Source organism: Anabaena lutea FACHB-196 (assembly GCF_014698305.1).
GTDB classification, from domain to species: domain Bacteria; phylum Cyanobacteriota; class Cyanobacteriia; order Cyanobacteriales; family Nostocaceae; genus Anabaena; species Anabaena lutea.
On the sequence record NZ_JACJST010000022.1, the window covers coordinates 21280 to 38028 of the forward strand.

At 38.7% G+C, this 16749-nt stretch carries 11 protein-coding genes; 6 read left to right on the forward strand and 5 right to left on the reverse strand.

The window, feature by feature from the left end:
• Positions 1-4 precede the first annotated feature (4 nt).
• Together H6G59_RS20390 and H6G59_RS20395 are read right to left on the reverse strand one after the other, a co-directional pair.
• Positions 5-1168 carry a hybrid sensor histidine kinase/response regulator gene (locus H6G59_RS20390; protein WP_190717699.1) on the reverse strand — a complete coding sequence of 388 codons (1164 nt, stop codon included), beginning with the start codon at positions 1166-1168 and terminating at the stop codon, positions 5-7.
• 25 nt (positions 1169-1193) lie between these two features.
• The gene (locus tag H6G59_RS20395; protein WP_190717702.1) at positions 1194-2699 is read right to left on the reverse strand and encodes a response regulator; all 1506 of its coding nucleotides are present in this window, start codon (positions 2697-2699) and stop codon (positions 1194-1196) included.
• A gap of 347 nt (positions 2700-3046) precedes the next feature.
• Between H6G59_RS20395 and H6G59_RS20400 the strand changes: the two genes are divergently transcribed.
• The 5 genes from H6G59_RS20400 to H6G59_RS20420 all read left to right on the forward strand — a co-directional run bounded on the left by H6G59_RS20400 (position 3047) and on the right by H6G59_RS20420 (position 11814).
• Entirely contained in the window at positions 3047-3427 is a 381-nt protein-coding gene (locus H6G59_RS20400) for a response regulator (protein ID WP_190717704.1), read from the forward strand.
• 91 nt (positions 3428-3518) lie between these two features.
• On the forward strand, positions 3519-4586 hold the full coding sequence (locus H6G59_RS20405) for a putative bifunctional diguanylate cyclase/phosphodiesterase (protein ID WP_190717706.1): 1068 nt from the start codon (positions 3519-3521) through the stop codon (positions 4584-4586).
• A 131-nt stretch (positions 4587-4717) separates the two neighbouring features.
• Positions 4718-9046, forward strand: coding sequence for a response regulator (locus H6G59_RS20410; protein WP_190717708.1), 4329 nt, complete (start codon positions 4718-4720; stop codon positions 9044-9046).
• Between the two features lie 44 nt (positions 9047-9090).
• On the forward strand, positions 9091-9831 hold the full coding sequence (locus tag H6G59_RS20415) for an RNA methyltransferase (RefSeq protein WP_127054085.1): 741 nt from the start codon (positions 9091-9093) through the stop codon (positions 9829-9831).
• Positions 9832-10218: 387 nt separating this feature from the next.
• Positions 10219-11814, forward strand: coding sequence for a serine hydrolase (locus tag H6G59_RS20420; protein WP_199332094.1), 1596 nt, complete (start codon positions 10219-10221; stop codon positions 11812-11814).
• A gap of 93 nt (positions 11815-11907) precedes the next feature.
• Here H6G59_RS20420 and dprA read toward each other — a convergent pair whose 3' ends face one another.
• Together dprA and H6G59_RS20430 are read right to left on the reverse strand one after the other, a co-directional pair.
• Positions 11908-13020, reverse strand: coding sequence for a DNA-processing protein DprA (gene dprA / locus H6G59_RS20425; RefSeq protein ID WP_190717710.1), 1113 nt, complete (start codon positions 13018-13020; stop codon positions 11908-11910).
• 93 nt (positions 13021-13113) lie between these two features.
• Positions 13114-13770 carry a DUF2301 domain-containing membrane protein gene (locus tag H6G59_RS20430; RefSeq protein WP_190717712.1) on the reverse strand — a complete coding sequence of 219 codons (657 nt, stop codon included), beginning with the start codon at positions 13768-13770 and terminating at the stop codon, positions 13114-13116.
• Positions 13771-13951: 181 nt separating this feature from the next.
• Between H6G59_RS20430 and H6G59_RS20435 the strand changes: the two genes are divergently transcribed.
• Entirely contained in the window at positions 13952-15325 is a 1374-nt protein-coding gene (locus tag H6G59_RS20435) for a serine/threonine-protein kinase (RefSeq protein WP_190717714.1), read from the forward strand.
• 198 nt (positions 15326-15523) lie between these two features.
• Here H6G59_RS20435 and H6G59_RS20440 read toward each other — a convergent pair whose 3' ends face one another.
• Positions 15524-16183, reverse strand: coding sequence for a Uma2 family endonuclease (locus H6G59_RS20440; RefSeq protein WP_190717716.1), 660 nt, complete (start codon positions 16181-16183; stop codon positions 15524-15526).
• Between the last annotated feature and the right edge of the window lie 566 nt (positions 16184-16749).

Sequence of the window (16749 nt, forward strand, 5' to 3'; positions counted from 1 at the left end):
ATATCTAAATATCGGAAATTGCTTTCCCTGGATAACGGGGTAGGTATACAGTAATCTTTGTACCTATTTGTTCTTTACTTTCCAGTAAAATCCTTCCTTGATGAACTTCCACACATTTTTTCACTACCGCAAGTCCTAAACCAGTTCCTTTTATATCACCAACATTACTAGAGCGGTAGAATGCTTCAAACAAGTATGGTTGATTTTCTAAGGGAATTCCCATTCCTTGATCTCGGACTTGGAATATAGTCATGTGGTTTTGACATTCTAAATCAAGGTAAACCGGCTCTCCAGGATGAGAATATTTAATAGCATTAGAGAGTAAGTTATTCAGTATTCGTTGGAGTATTGTTAAATCCATTTCTGCCTGGGTTGAGTCTCCCAAGCAAGTGAAACATATTTGATTTTGATCACCTAGACTATATTTTAGGGTGTCAATGAGTTCGTGACAAAATTCCTGCAAGTTAACTGATACAGTTTTATACTGCATTTTTCCCACTTCTATACTGCCGATGAGCAGGATGTCATCCAATAAAGAAAGCAGGTTATCAACAGCAGTATTAATCTTGTTAATGTAACGGTTGATTGTCTCAGGAGCAGGAGTTTCTCCACCACATTCCAGCAAGCCGGCAAAACCTTGAATGCTGGTAAGTGGATTGCGAAAATCATGGGAAATCATGGACACAAACTCTGACTTGAGACGGTTGAGTTCTTGCTCCTGTTCTAAAGCTTTTAGTGCTTTTGCTTTTGCTTGTTGGAGTTCTATTTGCATTCGTCGCAAACTTAATTGATTCTCAATGCGAGCCAGCACTTCCTCTACTTGGAAAGGTTTGGTAATATAGTCTACTGCTCCGACACGAAAAGCTTTGACTTTATCTATGGTTTCGCTGAGGGCGCTGAGGAAAATTACGGGAATTTCTTGAGTATGCTGATCTCGTTTTAACTGCTCACAAACCTGATAGCCATTGATATTGGGCATATTAATGTCTAAGAGGATAATATCTGGATGCTCCATCGCTACAGCCTTGAGTGCGATCGCACCGTTATTGGCACAACGTACCTCATACCCCTGTTCTTCCAGCATACTAGAAAGTAAATGTAAATTGTTGGGCGTATCGTCAACAATCAGAATGTTACCTTTACCTGGATCAGTGTGAAAGTTGTTCATAATTAACAGCTACAAGTCAATCTGTCTAAATCTGATTTCTGATGGTGCGGATGCGCTGGAGACGATTGACAATTCTGATTAAGAGTTCCTGAGCGACAATGGGCTTTGTCAAATAGTCATCAGCACCTTTAATAAAAGCTTGTTGCAAAGTCTCCGCATCAGTACAGCCAGTCAGAAACAGTATAGGCAGCCAATTCCAGTCATGATTTTGACGTATAGACTCACATAAATGCAACCCTTCAGTTCCACTAGGCATATTGATATCAAGAATCACAAAATCTGGGCGAGTCAAATTCAATATTTTCCAGAAATCATCGGGATTATCTAAGCAAGTCAGTTTCACTCCCAAAGGTTCCAGTAATGTTTTGAGTATGCGTAAAATTTGTGGATCATCATCAACTACCAAAATTCTGGCATTGATTGGCTCAAATAGCTGATAATTATGGGCTATAGTCTGGATATCAATTACTTCTTCAATAGTTCCTTCCAGTTCCTGACGTAAGGTAATCACCAAAGGCTCTAATTTCCGAGCCAATTTCTGTAGGTAAATAATAGTAAAGTGCGATCGCATCTGGAATTCAGATTCAAATAGAACTTCGATTTGCCGCGCTATAGTACTGCCTCTGTCAAAGCCAAACATACCCAGAGACCCTGCCAGCTTATGAGCATTTTGAATAAGTTGTAAACACAACGTTTCATCAAATATCCCTAATTCCAGAGAGGGAATCGCTGCTTCGACAATACTTAAGCGCTCAAAAGTTAAGTTTTTTGTACTCTGCCATATTTCTGCAACAGCGTTATCTAAAGTTTCCTGCTTCACTGAACTGACAACCGTTTGATTATGACTAGACGAAATAAAACTAGGATTAATCCTATATCCTTGTCCATAAACCGTTTCCAGCAAATCAACCGCACCAACGGCTTTTAACTGACGACGAATATTTTTAATGTGAGATCTAACCGTAGATTCATGAGGTGGTTCAGCATCAAACGGCCACAAATGATCAACAATATCTCTGCAACTGTAAACCCGTTTTTGATTGCGGAGAAACAACTCCACCAAGAGGTACTCTTTGCGACTGAATGGCAGCACCTGTCCCCGATAAGTCACCTCATGCATATTTGAGTCCAGATGTAGCTCACCACAAATGAGAATAGGATTTACAGAAATACTACCACGACGGATTAATGCCCGAATTCTGGCTGCAAGTTCTTGGATATTAAAAGGCTTAACAACATAATCATCTGCTCCACTATCTAGCCCTACCAGCTTATCAGTCGTGGTATCACGAGCCGTCAACAGCATCACCAACACTGGATTTTTTTGATCTCGCAGGCGACGGCAAAAGCTGATCCCATCCAGTTTAGGGAGCATCACATCCAACAAAACCAGATCATACTGAAAGCCTTCTACCAACTCCCAACCAGACTCACCATCTTTGGCTACATCGACAACATAGTTCTGCTCCCGTAGCAGTCTTGTCAAAACTCCTACTATACTTTCATCATCGTCTACCAGCAGAATCCTCATAAGCTTTGATACTAGTATCCCAAGACGGAATTAAAAATTAAACATTAAAAATGAATACAGCATGAACTTTTCAGAGATTGGATGGGAATAGGTGATTTATTTCCGTCCTGCGGTACTAGTACCGCTTTCTCGGAATTAAAAATTAACAATTAAAAATTAAAAAAGTAGATTAAACAGGCTTTTTCAGTATTTTTAATGATTGCTTAACTTACGCCGTGTTGTACTAGTGCAATTCATCGAGAAGAAAGCAAGATTTACTAATGGGATAAAATCTATCCATAACTACTAACTTACTGCCATATAGTTGAGTTTTGTACTCTAGTTGACGACAGAACTCATAAAAGCCCATGAAAACAAAAAAAGTTTTGGTGATAGATGATGAAGATGATATTCGGGAAGTGGCTAAAATTAGCCTAGAAATCATGGCAGGATTAGAGGTAATTTTGGCTCGAACTAGCAGGGAAGGACTGCAAAAAGCCGAGACTGAGCAGCCTGATGCAATTTTGCTAGATGTGATGCTGCCAGACATGGATGGATTAATGACATTTCAAAAACTTCAATCTAACCCAGCCACAAAGCATATTCCCGTCATTCTGCTAACTGCCAAAGTACAAGCATCAGATCAACGCCGCTTTGCTGATTTAGCTGTCAAAGCCATGATTGCCAAACCCTTTAAACCTGCTCAATTAGCTGAACAGCTGTTGGTGGCTCTAGGTTGGAAAAAATGAAGTTGGCGTTGCTACTCCACATATTTTCCATAATTGCTCCCTATTCTTCTCAACTATCAGCCTATTACTTTGTCAACACAAAGCATCAAATATGACTACTAATCAGCTATTAAAGTTCCAACCTGTTGAAATTAATACGCCAAACTTGAACGATGAGATGTTCTTGGATATCAGTCATGAGTTGCGTACCCCTTTGACTGTAATCCAGGTCGCACTAGAGCTTTTAAGCTGTGGTAAATTGGGTACTCTCTCCGAACAGGAACAGCGGCTGGTGGAGATTGCTGCTAACAATGCCGAACGGCTTATGAAATTGACGAATGCAATTGAGCGACAACCAGAAGCTCAAACCACATTCCTATCTGCGGAAGAACTAGCTCAACTGCGATTAGAGCGAGATATGAAATCGGCCATAGTTCACAACGAGTTTAAGCTTTGTTATCAACCTATTGTTTGCATGAAAAATGGCGAAATTTTAGGTTTTGAAGCCTTAATCCGCTGGCAACATCCTACTCTGGGATTAGTATCTCCTGACCAATTTATCCCTTTAGCAGAGAGAAGCGGCTTGATTATCGAAATTGACGCATGGGTTTTGCAAGAAGCTTGCCGTCAACTGGGCAGCTGGCAACAGCAATTTCCTAATCATTTTGACTCTCTGAGTGTCAGCGTCAATATTTCTAGTCAACAGTTAGCATCTCCTCATGTAGTTGCACAAGTCCAGCAGATTTTACAAGACACAGGTTTGCCGTCTCAAAACTTAATCTTAGAGATTACTGAGACGGCGATGGTAGAGAATGCAGTCACTGCCAAGCAAACACTAGAAAACCTGCGAAAGTTGGGAGTGCGGATATATATCGATGATTTTGGCACTGGTTACTCTTCTCTGAGCCGACTTTATGAATTACCACTGGATGTCTTAAAGATTGATCGTTCTTTTGTCCAAAAACTGGATTTATCAAGTGGAAAGCACGTAGTTCGGGCAATTATCAACCTAGCCCATGACTTAGGAATTCAAGTGATTGCCGAGGGCGTGGAAAAAGTCGAACAAATTTTAAAACTTCAGTTGCTTGGTTGTACTAAGGGACAAGGATATTTCTTTTCCCAACCTCTAGAAAATCATGCGGCCACAGATTTACTTTTTAGATTAGCAGTTAACATCTAATTACTAATTCGTAATTCGTAATTCGTAATTATATCTCCTGTCACCTGCTATAACTCCTGAATTATTAAATTAAACATAGTCAAGCAAGATGAATAAACAGAAAATCGTCTTTATCCAGAATAAAAAGAAGTATGAGCCAGCAAAAATCGCAATTTTTAGCAAATATATTAGTAGTTGATGATAATCCCATAAATTTAATTCTACTATCTAAAGTACTGTCTAATTATGGTTATAAAGTGCGCTCTGCACCCGATGCAGAAATGGCACTAAGGTCAGTTCATGCCAAGTTACCAGATCTGATTTTGTTGGATATTATGATGTCCGATATGAATGGCTATGAACTTTGCCAAAGGCTGAAGGAAAATGAATATAGCCGTGATGTACCTATTATTTTTATCAGTGCTTTAGATGAACCTTTAGATAAAGTAAAATCATTCACAGTAGGTGGTGCTGATTACATTAGCAAACCCTTTCAAACCGAGGAAGTAATAGCCAGAGTTGAAAATCAACTGCGAATTAGATATTTACAAAATCAATTAGTTGCTCAAAATGAAGAGTTGCTGAAAAAAACTCAGGCACTAGCTGATTTTAGTTCTAGTTTAAAGCAGTTACATCGGATCAATATGACCGATTTTCATAATGTTGAAGAACTTTTTTTAGACTATTTAACCACAGGTTGTCAAGTCCTCCGGTTTTCAGCAGGGGCAGTAGGTCAGATTTATAATCAAACTTATTCATTTCTGGCTGTCAAATCTAACATTGATACATTAGTTCCCGGTTTAAAAATTGAACTTTCAGATGCTTATTGTGGCCAGGTAGTTGAGCAAAATGAAACTGTTACTTTCCACAATGTTGGGCAAATAGAGGAGATGCGTTCTCATCCAGTCTACCAAAGCCTGAAAATAGAGTCTTACATTGGCACTCCCATTTGGGTTGATGGCAAGATTTATGGTACGCTTTGCTTTTTTTCCACTGATATTAGAAGTGAGAAATTTGCCAGTCATGAAAAAGAAATCATTGAATTAATGGCTCAAAGTATTGGCAAGTTTATTAGTGCTAATCAAACAGAGATAAAACGCCTACAGGCAGAAGAAGAATTAAAGAAAAGTGAGGAACGCTGGCAATTAGCAATTCAAGCCAGTAAGGATGGAATTTATGATTTCAATTTACAAACATCGGAAATCTTTTACTCTGCTCGCTGGAAAGAAATACTCGGTTATGAAGAACAGGAAATTGCCAATGATATTAAAGAATGGCTCAAACGCATTCATCCAGATGATTTAGAATTTGTAATTCATGCAAATTATACTCACATGAATCGGGAAGTTCCCTTTCTCATCCAAGAGTATCGGATGCTGTGTAAAGATGGCAGCTATAAGTGGATTTTAGAGCGCGGTCAAGCACTGTGGGATGAAAATAACAAGCCAATTAGATTTATCTGTTGCCATACAGATATTAGTGAAAAGGCGCGGCTTGAAGCTGAACGCAAACGACAAGAAGAAGAAATTAGACAAACTCAAGCATTCCTAGATTCAATTATCGAAAATATTCCCGATATGATCTTTGTAAAAGATGCCAAAGATCTAAAGTTTGTCCGCTTGAACAAAGCAGGGTCGGAGTTACTTGGATATACGAGAGAAGAGTTGCTTGGCAAAAAAGATGCTGACTTTTTTACTCCCCAAGAAGCAGATTTTTTTACTAGTAGAGATCGAGAAGTTTTAGCCAACCGAACTTTATTAGAAATAATAGAAGAAACCGTTCAAACCAAAGAGAAGGGAGTCAGAATCCTACATACTAAAAAAATCCCGATTTTAGATGCCAATGAAACTCCACAATATTTATTGGGTATTTCCGAAGATATCACCGAACGCAAACGTCAGGAAACTGCCTTACAGTTAATTTTTGCAGGTACAGCCTCAAAAACGGGCAGTGAATTCTTTCGTTCATTGGTTCGTTATCTAGCAGAAGTTTTACAAGTTCGCTATGCTTTTGTGACCCGATTTGTAGATTCTGCAAAAACTAGAGCTTGTACATTAGCATTCTGGCAAGGAGAAGACTTTGGGGAAGACTTTGAGTATGATTTGGCCGGAACTCCCTGTCAACAAATATTATCAAAATCAATAGTCTACTATCCCCATAGTATCCAGTCTTGGTTTCCTAACCATGAACATCTTGGTAAGTTGAAGGTAGAAAGCTATTGGGCGATTCCACTGAATGATTCAACCGGAAATATTCTGGGACATTTAAAGGTTTTAGATACCAAGCCAATGACGAAAAACCAAACCGAAGAACTCATTTTAGAAATTTTTGCCGCCAGGGCTGGGGCAGAGTTAGAAAGGCAATTGTTTGAGGATGCTTTGAAGAAAAATATAGAACAGCAACGGGCAACATTGCGAGTAGTTGAACGTATGCGGCAAACTTTAGATATTGAACAAATTTTTCGCGCCACGACACAAGAATTAAGACAATTATTAAAGTGCGATCGCGTAGCTATTTACCGCTTCAATCCAGACTGGAGTGGAGAATTTGTGGCTGAATCTGTAGGTAGTGGATGGATTGCTCTGTGGCAAGAACAAAATAATTATTCCAACTTGGCGGAAAATGTGACTCTAGATGAGCGATGTACTGTCAGAAATTTCGATAGAGCAGCCAAAGATAATACTGATAACTATAACTTATTAGAAGATACTTATCTCCAAGAAACCAAAGGTGGTCGTTACAATCAAGGCATAAATTATCGAGTTGTAGAAGACATATATAAAGCTGGATTTGAAGATTGTTATTTGCAACTTTTGCAGAAATTTCAAGCTAGATCTTATACTACTGTACCAATTTTTCAGTCTGGCAAATTATGGGGATTGTTGGCAGTTTATCAAAACTCTAGTCCCCGTCAATGGAAACAAACCGAAATTGATCTTGTTGTCAATATTAGTACCCAGTTAGGAATCGCCCTCTATCAAGCTGAATTATTTACTCAGATTCAACAACAATCAGTAGAGCTAGAAAAAGCCAAAGATGCAGCAGAATTAGCTAATCGCGCTAAAAGCGAATTTCTTTCCAACATGAGTCATGAACTGCGGACTCCACTGAATGCTATTTTGGGCTTTTCTCAAGTTATGAGCCGTGATGTCACCCTGGATAAAAAAAATCAGGGGTATCTGGAAATTATCAACCGCAGTGGGCAACACTTGCTAGAACTGATTAATGACGTGCTGGAAATGTCCAAGATTGAAGCAGGCAGAATTACACTTAATCCCACCAGTTTTGATTTATATTACTTGCTGGACAGTCTGGAAGATTTATTACGTCTGAAATCTACAGCCAAGAAGTTGACACTCATTTTTGATCGGGCTGTGGACGTTCCTCAATACATCACAACTGATGAAGTTAAACTCCGCCAGATTTTACTAAACTTGTTGGGAAATGCCATTAAATTTACGCAACAAGGGCTAGTGACACTACGAATTAGAGCAGGGGGTAGGGCAGACAAGGTTTCTGCTATCTTGCTTTTTGAGATTGAAGATACGGGAGTCGGCATTGCACCAGAGGATATCAAGCGGCTATTTACTCCGTTTGTGCAAACCAGAATTGCTCAGTCTGATGAAGGAACAGGATTGGGATTAGCCATTAGCCAAAAATTTGTCAAGCTGATGAACGGTGAGATTACGGTTGAGAGTGTGGTGAGTCAAGGGAGTATATTTCGCTTTACTGTTAAGGTTGATTGTGCTGAAGAAGTAGCTGTTCCTGCCCAACTACCAAACCGTCGTGTGATGCACTTAGCTCCGAATCAACCGGTTTACCGTTTACTTGTGGTGGAAAACCAATGGGAGAGTCAAAAACTTTTAGTCGAGTTGCTTAGTCCACTGGGGTTTGAGGTGTATGAAGCGGCTAATGGTTTGGAAGGGGTTCAATTATGGGAGCGTTACCAACCCCATCTGATATTTATGGATATGCAGATGCCTGTGATGGATGGTTATGAAGCAACTCGGCGGATTCGGGCTGCACAGAGGCAAAATTCAGAGTCTGTGCAGAATCATTGCAAAATCATTGCTTTGACTGCCAGCGCCTTTGAAGAACAGCGAACTGCCATTCTATCTATAGGTTGTGATGATTTTATTCACAAGCCTTTTCAAGAAGAATTTCTATTAAATAAACTGGCTGAACATTTGGGAGTTCGTTATATTTACGCCGAAAAAACGGAAGATCTAGGCGAAAAAAATCCAGATTCTTCATTATTTACCCTTTCTTCTTCATCTTTACAGATGATGCCTGATGAATGGATTGTGCAGCTACAGAGGGCTGCGAGTAAATGTAGCAAACGTCAGACTGTTGACTTGATAGCTCAAATTCCCGATGTCCAAGCAGATCTGGCTAAGGCTTTAGCTGATTTAGTCCAGGACTTTCACTTTGAGAAGATTGTGCAGTTATGTATTGAGTATTTGTCAGGACAGCTAAAATAGTACCCAGGATGATCGGTGGTACTGTCAATGGTAGGAGGCAAAGTATGGGTGGGGCTGGAATCAGAATTGTGTTAGTAGAGCCAGCAGGCCCCTTAAATTTAGGCTCAATTGCCAGAGTTATGAAAAATTTTGGCTTATGTAATTTAGTATTGGTAAATCCACAGTGCGATCGCTATGATGATGATGCCTTAAAGATGGCTGTTCATGCTCAGGAGATTTTAGAATCTGCGGTTATAGTAGAAACATTACCACAAGCATTGCAGGGATGCGTCCGCGCGATCGCTACTATGGGTCGTGATTACAGTGGAGAAATCCCCCTAGAAAGCCCTCGCACTGCCCTACCTTGGTTATTAGCAGAACCAGAACAGCCTGTAGCTTTAATTTTTGGCAGAGAAGACCGAGGATTAAGCAATGAGGAATTAAATTATGCCCAAAAGTTAATTTTCATCCCCACCAGTCCCAATTATCCATCCCTAAATTTAGCTACCGCTGTGGCTATTTGTTGTTACGAATTGTCTCAATTAGCAGAAGTAGTCGTCACTCAGAAGCTACCTCCTACAGAAATCGCCCCCTTGGATGTCGTGGAACCTTACTACCAAGAATTAGAATCCCTACTATTATCTATAGGTTATCTTTATCCTCATACTGCCGCTAGTCGAATGGAAAAATTTCGTTATCTATATAATCGCGCTCACATAAAAACTGCTGAAGTCGCTATGCTGCGCGGGATTTTGCGACAAGTAGAATGGGCAATCAACAATCGGATTCAACAAGAAAACTTGTAATTAATAGCTTATAGAAGTTACGCATTGACAATCAAGGTTAAATATGTATTGTCTAAAAACCATATCTTCCGTAGGGGTAAAGCGCATTGCTAAACCCCTACAATACTGGTCTATTTACAATCAAAATAATTGTGGATATAGCCGTGGACAGGGTGGTTAGGACATCAATTGATCATGGAACTCTCACTACAAGAGGGTTTTACTCCTGACTCCTGCTATAAAAGCCGGAAACGACCTACTTTCGTGAAAGCATACTATGATTAATTTGTACAGTGCGTAAGTCCTAGCTTAATATCTACGCAATTATTACCCAAAAGGATTAATATGACTTACACTAAACAAAAAAAAGCTACTTAGTTCCACAACGTGATCTGAGTATCAAGGTGCATGAATAGTCAATTTTGGGTCGAACGTTTAAAAAAAACCAAGTCTAGTGGGTCACAAGGAGTAGCTGTGTCAGAATCAAGTGACAAACTAATAGCTGTCTCACGACGGCAACCTAGAGAGCGTCGTCGCCGTCCACGCCCAGTCCAAAAGGCAGTACCAAAACCAGTCAAGAACCAGCAACAAGCTACGACTAGAGGCGAATCTGTGGCGATAACACGCCTAAATAATAATATCAGTCCGCCCACACTTCCAGCTGAAGGGCGAAGACCACCCTCTAAAGTAGTAATGCCAGCAGCTGTGAAACCCATCCCCAAGGGTAAGATGGAACAACCGGGTACTGTGAAGTTTAAAACAGTACGTGTCCAAAAACAAGGCAAGCCGAAAATAGACCGGCGCAGCTCGCGGAAGACACGGTTAAAGCCAATGGCCAGAACGATATTGTATTCGTTGCGGTTGTTGATTGTCGGAGTTGGACTCGGTGCGATTGTCGGCACGCTGTTGTCAGTTTTAGATCCTGCTAATCGCATCACTTCAGCGCCTGCTTCCCCATCTCAGGCTAATGGCCAATCTCAGACACAATCTAATTCTCCAGTCACAACTCCTAGCTTATATCTATCCCAGGAAATAATCCCTTTGAAAACCGCTGTGCAGAATCTGGCCACAGCCGAGCCAAATCTGACTCCTGGGGTGTTTATGGTAGATTTGGATACGGGCGCTTATGTGGATATTAATAGCAATGCGAGTTTTTCAGCAGCCAGCACGATTAAAGTCCCAATTTTAATTGCTCTTTTCCAGGATGTGGACGCGGGAAAAATCCGCCTGGATGAAATGCTGACTCTGCAACAAGAGATGATTGCAGGTGGTTCTGGAACTTTAAAGTCCAACCGTGTTGGTACTCAATACAGTGCGCTGGAAATCGCTACCAAAATGATTACTATCAGCGATAATACAGCGACAAATATGCTCATTTCCCGACTGGGAGGTAAGGAAGTACTGAATGAACGTTTTCGCACTTGGGGATTAGCGACGACAATGATTCGTAATTCACTCCCGGATTTGCAAGGAACAAATACCACCAGTCCTAGAGAATTGGGGAATTTGATTTCTATGATCAATCAGGGAAATATTGTGAGTATGCGATCGCGTGATCTAATGTTAAATATTATGAGCCGCACAGAGAGAGATCATCTCTTACCCTCTGGTTTGGGACAAGGCTCAAGAGCTTACCACAAAACAGGCGATATTGCCACAATGTTGGCAGATGCAGGTTTAATTGATATTCCCTCTGGTAAGCGCTACATCGCTGCTGTCATGGTACAACGCCCAAATAACGATCCTCGCGCGGAAAAACTCATTAGTTCCATCTCTGCTGCTGCTTACCAACACTTTAGTCAAAGTGCTGTCACTCCCCGCACTCCCACAAATAATCTACCTATCACTAATTTTCAGCCACCTGTACAACCAGTCCAACCAGTTCAACCTTTTATTCAACCCCCAGTAATGAATCCTGTTGTCCCTAACGGGATGGTTAATAATGTTCCTATGGGTACTTATCAAGCCCCTGTGATGACTCCACAATATTATCCACCACAATGAATTCGTAATTCGTGATTCGTAATTCGTAATTCGTGATTCGTAATTCGTAATAATGCCTACGGCAGGCTACCGCCAACGTAATTCGTAATTACCTTAGAGTTTTTGATATCGCATTCCTGGTAATTGCGAGACTAAACCCATGAGTTCTAATTGTAATAAAGAACTGGAAACTAAAGCAGCATTCATCCCTGTTTTTTGAATAATAAAATCAAAAGATAAAGCATCAATAGCTAAAGTATCTATTACCTGTTGCAATTCTGGTGATAAATTCGGTAAAGGAGTCGATTTAACTATGGGTGTTTCTACATCTATTTGGGGAATTGCTCCCAGCATGATTAATAATTCACTCAGTTCCTGATTTATTAAACCCGCACCTTGACTAATTAATTTTAAACAACCTTGTGATGGTTGATCATCAACTCTTCCCGGTAAAGCATAAACATCTCGACAAAATTCATTCGCATAAGTTGCTGTAATTAATGCACCTGATTTTATCGGTGCTTCCATGACTAACACCGCACGACTTAAACCGGCAATAATCCGATTTCGACGGGGAAAATGGGTACGGTTAGGTGCAGTTTTCGCGGGATATTCACTAATTACTATTCCAGATGTCAAAATCTGTTTATATAAATCTCGATTTTTCTGAGGATAAATAACATCTACACCTGTTCCCACAACTGCTATTGTTCTTCCTCCCGCTTTCATTGCTGCTGAATGACTTTCGGTGTCTATTCCTTCGGCCATTCCCGAAACAACAGTAAAACCGTTTTTTGCTAAAGCGGTACTAATTTGACGAGTCCATTTAATTCCATATTCTGTAGGTTGACGTGTTCCCACAATTCCCACTAAGGGTTTTTGTCCTGAATTTTCCTGTAAATCAACTTCACCCCGATAGTACAACAGTGGTGGTGGACTGGGAATTTCTCGCAGCAATTGAGGATATTCTGCGTCTGCTGGTGTCCAGAAATGGGGGTTTGCTTGTTGGTGTTGGATAAGTAGTTGTTCTGGATTTAAACGGGTTCTCTGTTGGACGACTTTTTCTAATGTTTGAAATCCAAAACCTTCAACTTTTCGCAATTCCCCAGGACTAGCTTTCCAAGCAGTTTCTAAATTACCAAAATGCTCTTGTAATCTTTGCAGTAATATAGGACCAATACCAGAAATTTGCGACCAAGCTAACCAATATTTTCGTTCTTCTGTCAATTTTTCTGTCTCACTATTAGTATTTTGATGATTTCCTGATTAGCTTTGTTGTTTATTTGTTAACCAACCACAGAGTACACAGAAAGAAGAAAATTAAACTTTTGCTTTACGTTGATTTTCTAAATAATCAAATACAGATTTATCCCCAATATCATCAGGAATATTTTGGACTGTTTTCCGTAATGCAAAAACTAGAAATAAAATCGCCCAAATTCCTAATAAAACCTGTTCTGCTTGAGTTGATAATATTCCTGTTAAATGTCCTAACAAAAGTAAGGGAACAAGGGGAGTTAGGATTTTAGTTTCTAAACGATGAAAGCAAAAACCTTCTTTGAAGAAAATACCTGTTAATGCTGCAAAGGTAAAACCAATCCCGAATATAGTTAAGGGTTGATTATAAATAGTTATTGCCAAAGGCTGATTATCAAAATGTCCAAAAATAAAAGCAGAAATGCTCCCAATTATCCAGAAAAGCTGTAAGATTTGGTGCAGCAATTTCATATATATGTGAATAGTTAATAAACTGACACCAAGTGCAAGACTAAAACAGGTGTAAAGTGGGGTAATGGCTTGGATAGCACCAGGTTGAGGAGAGAATAAGGCTAACCCGCTACCAATGGCAAAACTAACAGCAGCGACCATTAAACCTGTACGATAGATGATCACACCTGTGCGATCGCTCTTCGTAATTGTAAAATCGCCAAACTGACCTTGATATACTTCTGGTGTAGATATTGTTTGTGTAGTCATAATTCAATAAATAATGGATCAGATTTTTAACAGGCTTCTATAACTATTTTATCTCATACCCTGACTCTTAGCCCTTTTTAAAGGGGGTTGGGGGAGATCGAATTTTCCAGTATTCAGTAAAATTACGATCACTAATGATTTAAAATAGGTATATGATATTCTGGGTAGAGGGGTGAATCTGATGATCGATAGAATCATTACAGGACGTTACAAAATCATCAAAAACATAGGAAAGGGTTCATTTGGAACGACTTATTTAGCCATAGATACACAAATACCAGAACCTAACGAATGTATAGTTAAGCATTTTACACCATCAAGCAAAGACCCGGAAGTATTAAAAAAAGCTAAGGAATTATTTGAACGCGAAGCTAAAACCCTCAACCAACTTGGTAAACATCCACAAATACCAATGCTTTTAGCACATATCCAAGAAAATCAAGATTTTTTTATAGTTCAAGAATATATAGCAGGACATGATTTAACACAAGAATTACCTAATGGTGTTCCCATCAGTGAAAAGTTTGTAATTCAATTATTAAAAAATATTCTTGAAGTTTTAATAGTTATTCATGAGCAAGAAGTAATTCACCGTGACTTAAATCCAGGAAATATCAGAAGACGCATAAAAAACAAAGAAATAGTAATCATTGATTTTGGTGCAGTCAAAGAAATCAGCACTCAATATTTAGGAAATCAACAACCACAAAATGCTACAAGCATTGGTACTCCTGGATATAGACCCAAAGAACAAACTGATGGAAATCCAGTATTTAGCAGTGATATTTATGCTGTAGGGATGATTGGTATTCAAGCAATTACAGGAATACATCCTATAAATTTATCTGTAGATAGTCGCACGGGGAAAGTGATTTGGCGTAATGATATTAAAGTTAGCAATAAATTTGCAGATGTGTTAGATAAAATGGTGAGTTATCATCATCAAGACCGTTATCTCACCGCTAAATCAGCTTTAACAGCATTGGAAAGCATCTCACATACAAAATGGAAATTACCTAAAATTAATCCTCTTTTTTGGAAAGTTACATTTACAGGATTAGTAATGACAATTGCTGTTGTTTTATTTCTTAACCGTCGTCTTCCTGAATGTGGAGGAAAATTAGCAATTTATCAAAATACTGAATATAATTTGAATATTAAATATCCCGAATGTTGGCAAAGAGACGAATCAGCAGAACCATTTTCAGGGAAAATATTGACATTAATTCAACCTCAAGAAAATGCCAAGTTGATTATTAGCATTTCTCCATATTCAGGAACATTAGATAATTATCAAAAACTGCATATCCAGGATATAGAAAATCATTTAGAAGCAGCAGATATAATTGAACAAGGTACACATATTGTCGATAATAAACCAGGGAGAACAATAATTGCTACTGGTAAAAATGGTGATGAAAATATCAAAAATTTTTATGTCATGACTTTGCGAGGAAATAAAGCTTATTTAATTACTTATTCCGCAGCAATAGCTGATTATGATAAGTTTTTACCAACAGCAGAAAAGATGATTCAATCATTAGAACTTCAGTAGGTTGGGTTAAGAGGATGTCTGAGAAGTATCAGAATTGATCAAGATCCCCCCTCACCCCCCTTTCCAAGGGGGGATAAATTACTCAAAGTCCTCCTTTTTAAGGAGGATTTAGGAGGATCTACAAGTGTTAGATACCACACGAAAAAGTTTTCAGATATCCTCTAAGGAACAAAACCCAACATCCATTTTCAATGGTAGCTAAATTGTATCTGGGTCAATATTTAATTCCCGCAATTTTGCTGCTAAACTTTCTGCGGTTTCTTCTGGTGTGGGAACTAATTTCCCTGCTGGTGTAAAATAGCGTAATAATCCTTCATGAATTCCCAAATATAATCCTAGTTGTTGACTCCATAAATATCCTTTTTCATTTGCTTCTAGGGGTTGATATTTACCATCTAATAAATGAAAACCTGCAAATTCTAATGTATAGGGGTCAAACCAAAAATAATCCGGTGTCCGAAAAGTATCTTGATAAAGTTGTTTTTTATATTCTCTATCTGTTTTTGCTGTTGTTGGTGAGAGAATTTCTAAAATTACATGAGGATATTTACCATCTTCTTCCCACACTACCCAACTTTTACGGGTTTTGCGTTCTGTTCCTAAGACTACAAAAAAATCAGGACCTCGGAAATATTCTGATTTTTTTTGGTTAGGACTATAGTAAATACTCAGATTTCCCGCAGCATAGAAATCATTTCTATCTTTCCATAACCATTCTAAACATTTTAACAGTAATATTATTTGTCGTAGATGTAGTTCTGTTTCCACGGGAGGTTCATCACTATATAAATCACTGGGAGGAAAAATTATATCTTCAGAGATGTTTTGTTCAGATGCTAATTCTTGAGTAATCATCATGATATGATACCAAGTCGTTATTTGTTTATCTTAACATTTTAATTGTCTGAATCAGGATTTACAGGATTTAAGGATTTACAGGATTTTTATTGTCTGAATCAGGATATCCAGGATTTTAGGATTTACAGGATATGATTTTTAAATTTCTTGTTTTCCTTTGCGTCTTTTTTTGTCTGATAGCGTAGCGCAAGCCATATCAGGATTTAAGGATTTACAGGATTTTTATTGCTTGAATATTCCTCAAAAACCCCTTGACATTTTTCTAGTTTAGGTTATCATTAAATTTATAGTGGGAATCTGTGTCGGCATATAGGGTCAGATTTAAAACTCACAGAGTCATAAAAAACAATCAATATCAAAAATCCTGGTAAAAAGATATCCAAATTCTGTTTTCATTCTCCTGAAGATTAATAAATAAAGTGAGAAATCCGGGTAAAATCCTGTAAATCCTAAAATCCTGTAAATCCTGATTCTGACAGAATGTAATATTAGGTTTCACGCAAAGACGCAAAGGAAAACTAGAAATTTAACAATCACATCCTGTAAATCCTCAAATCCTGGACATC

Coding starts and splice junctions, on each gene's coding strand:
- H6G59_RS20390 (WP_190717699.1), bottom strand. CDS start 1,168: ATGAACAACTTTCACACTGATCCAGGTAAAGGTAACATTCTGATTGTT.
- H6G59_RS20395 (WP_190717702.1), bottom strand. CDS start 2,699: ATGAGGATTCTGCTGGTAGACGATGATGAAAGTATAGTAGGAGTTTTG.
- H6G59_RS20400 (WP_190717704.1), top strand. CDS start 3,047: ATGAAAACAAAAAAAGTTTTGGTGATAGATGATGAAGATGATATTCGG.
- H6G59_RS20405 (WP_190717706.1), top strand. CDS start 3,519: ATGACTACTAATCAGCTATTAAAGTTCCAACCTGTTGAAATTAATACG.
- H6G59_RS20410 (WP_190717708.1), top strand. CDS start 4,718: ATGAGCCAGCAAAAATCGCAATTTTTAGCAAATATATTAGTAGTTGAT.
- H6G59_RS20415 (WP_127054085.1), top strand. CDS start 9,091: ATGGGTGGGGCTGGAATCAGAATTGTGTTAGTAGAGCCAGCAGGCCCC.
- H6G59_RS20420 (WP_199332094.1), top strand. CDS start 10,219: ATGAATAGTCAATTTTGGGTCGAACGTTTAAAAAAAACCAAGTCTAGT.
- H6G59_RS20430 (WP_190717712.1), bottom strand. CDS start 13,770: ATGACTACACAAACAATATCTACACCAGAAGTATATCAAGGTCAGTTT.
- H6G59_RS20435 (WP_190717714.1), top strand. CDS start 13,952: ATGATCGATAGAATCATTACAGGACGTTACAAAATCATCAAAAACATA.
- H6G59_RS20440 (WP_190717716.1), bottom strand. CDS start 16,183: ATGATGATTACTCAAGAATTAGCATCTGAACAAAACATCTCTGAAGAT.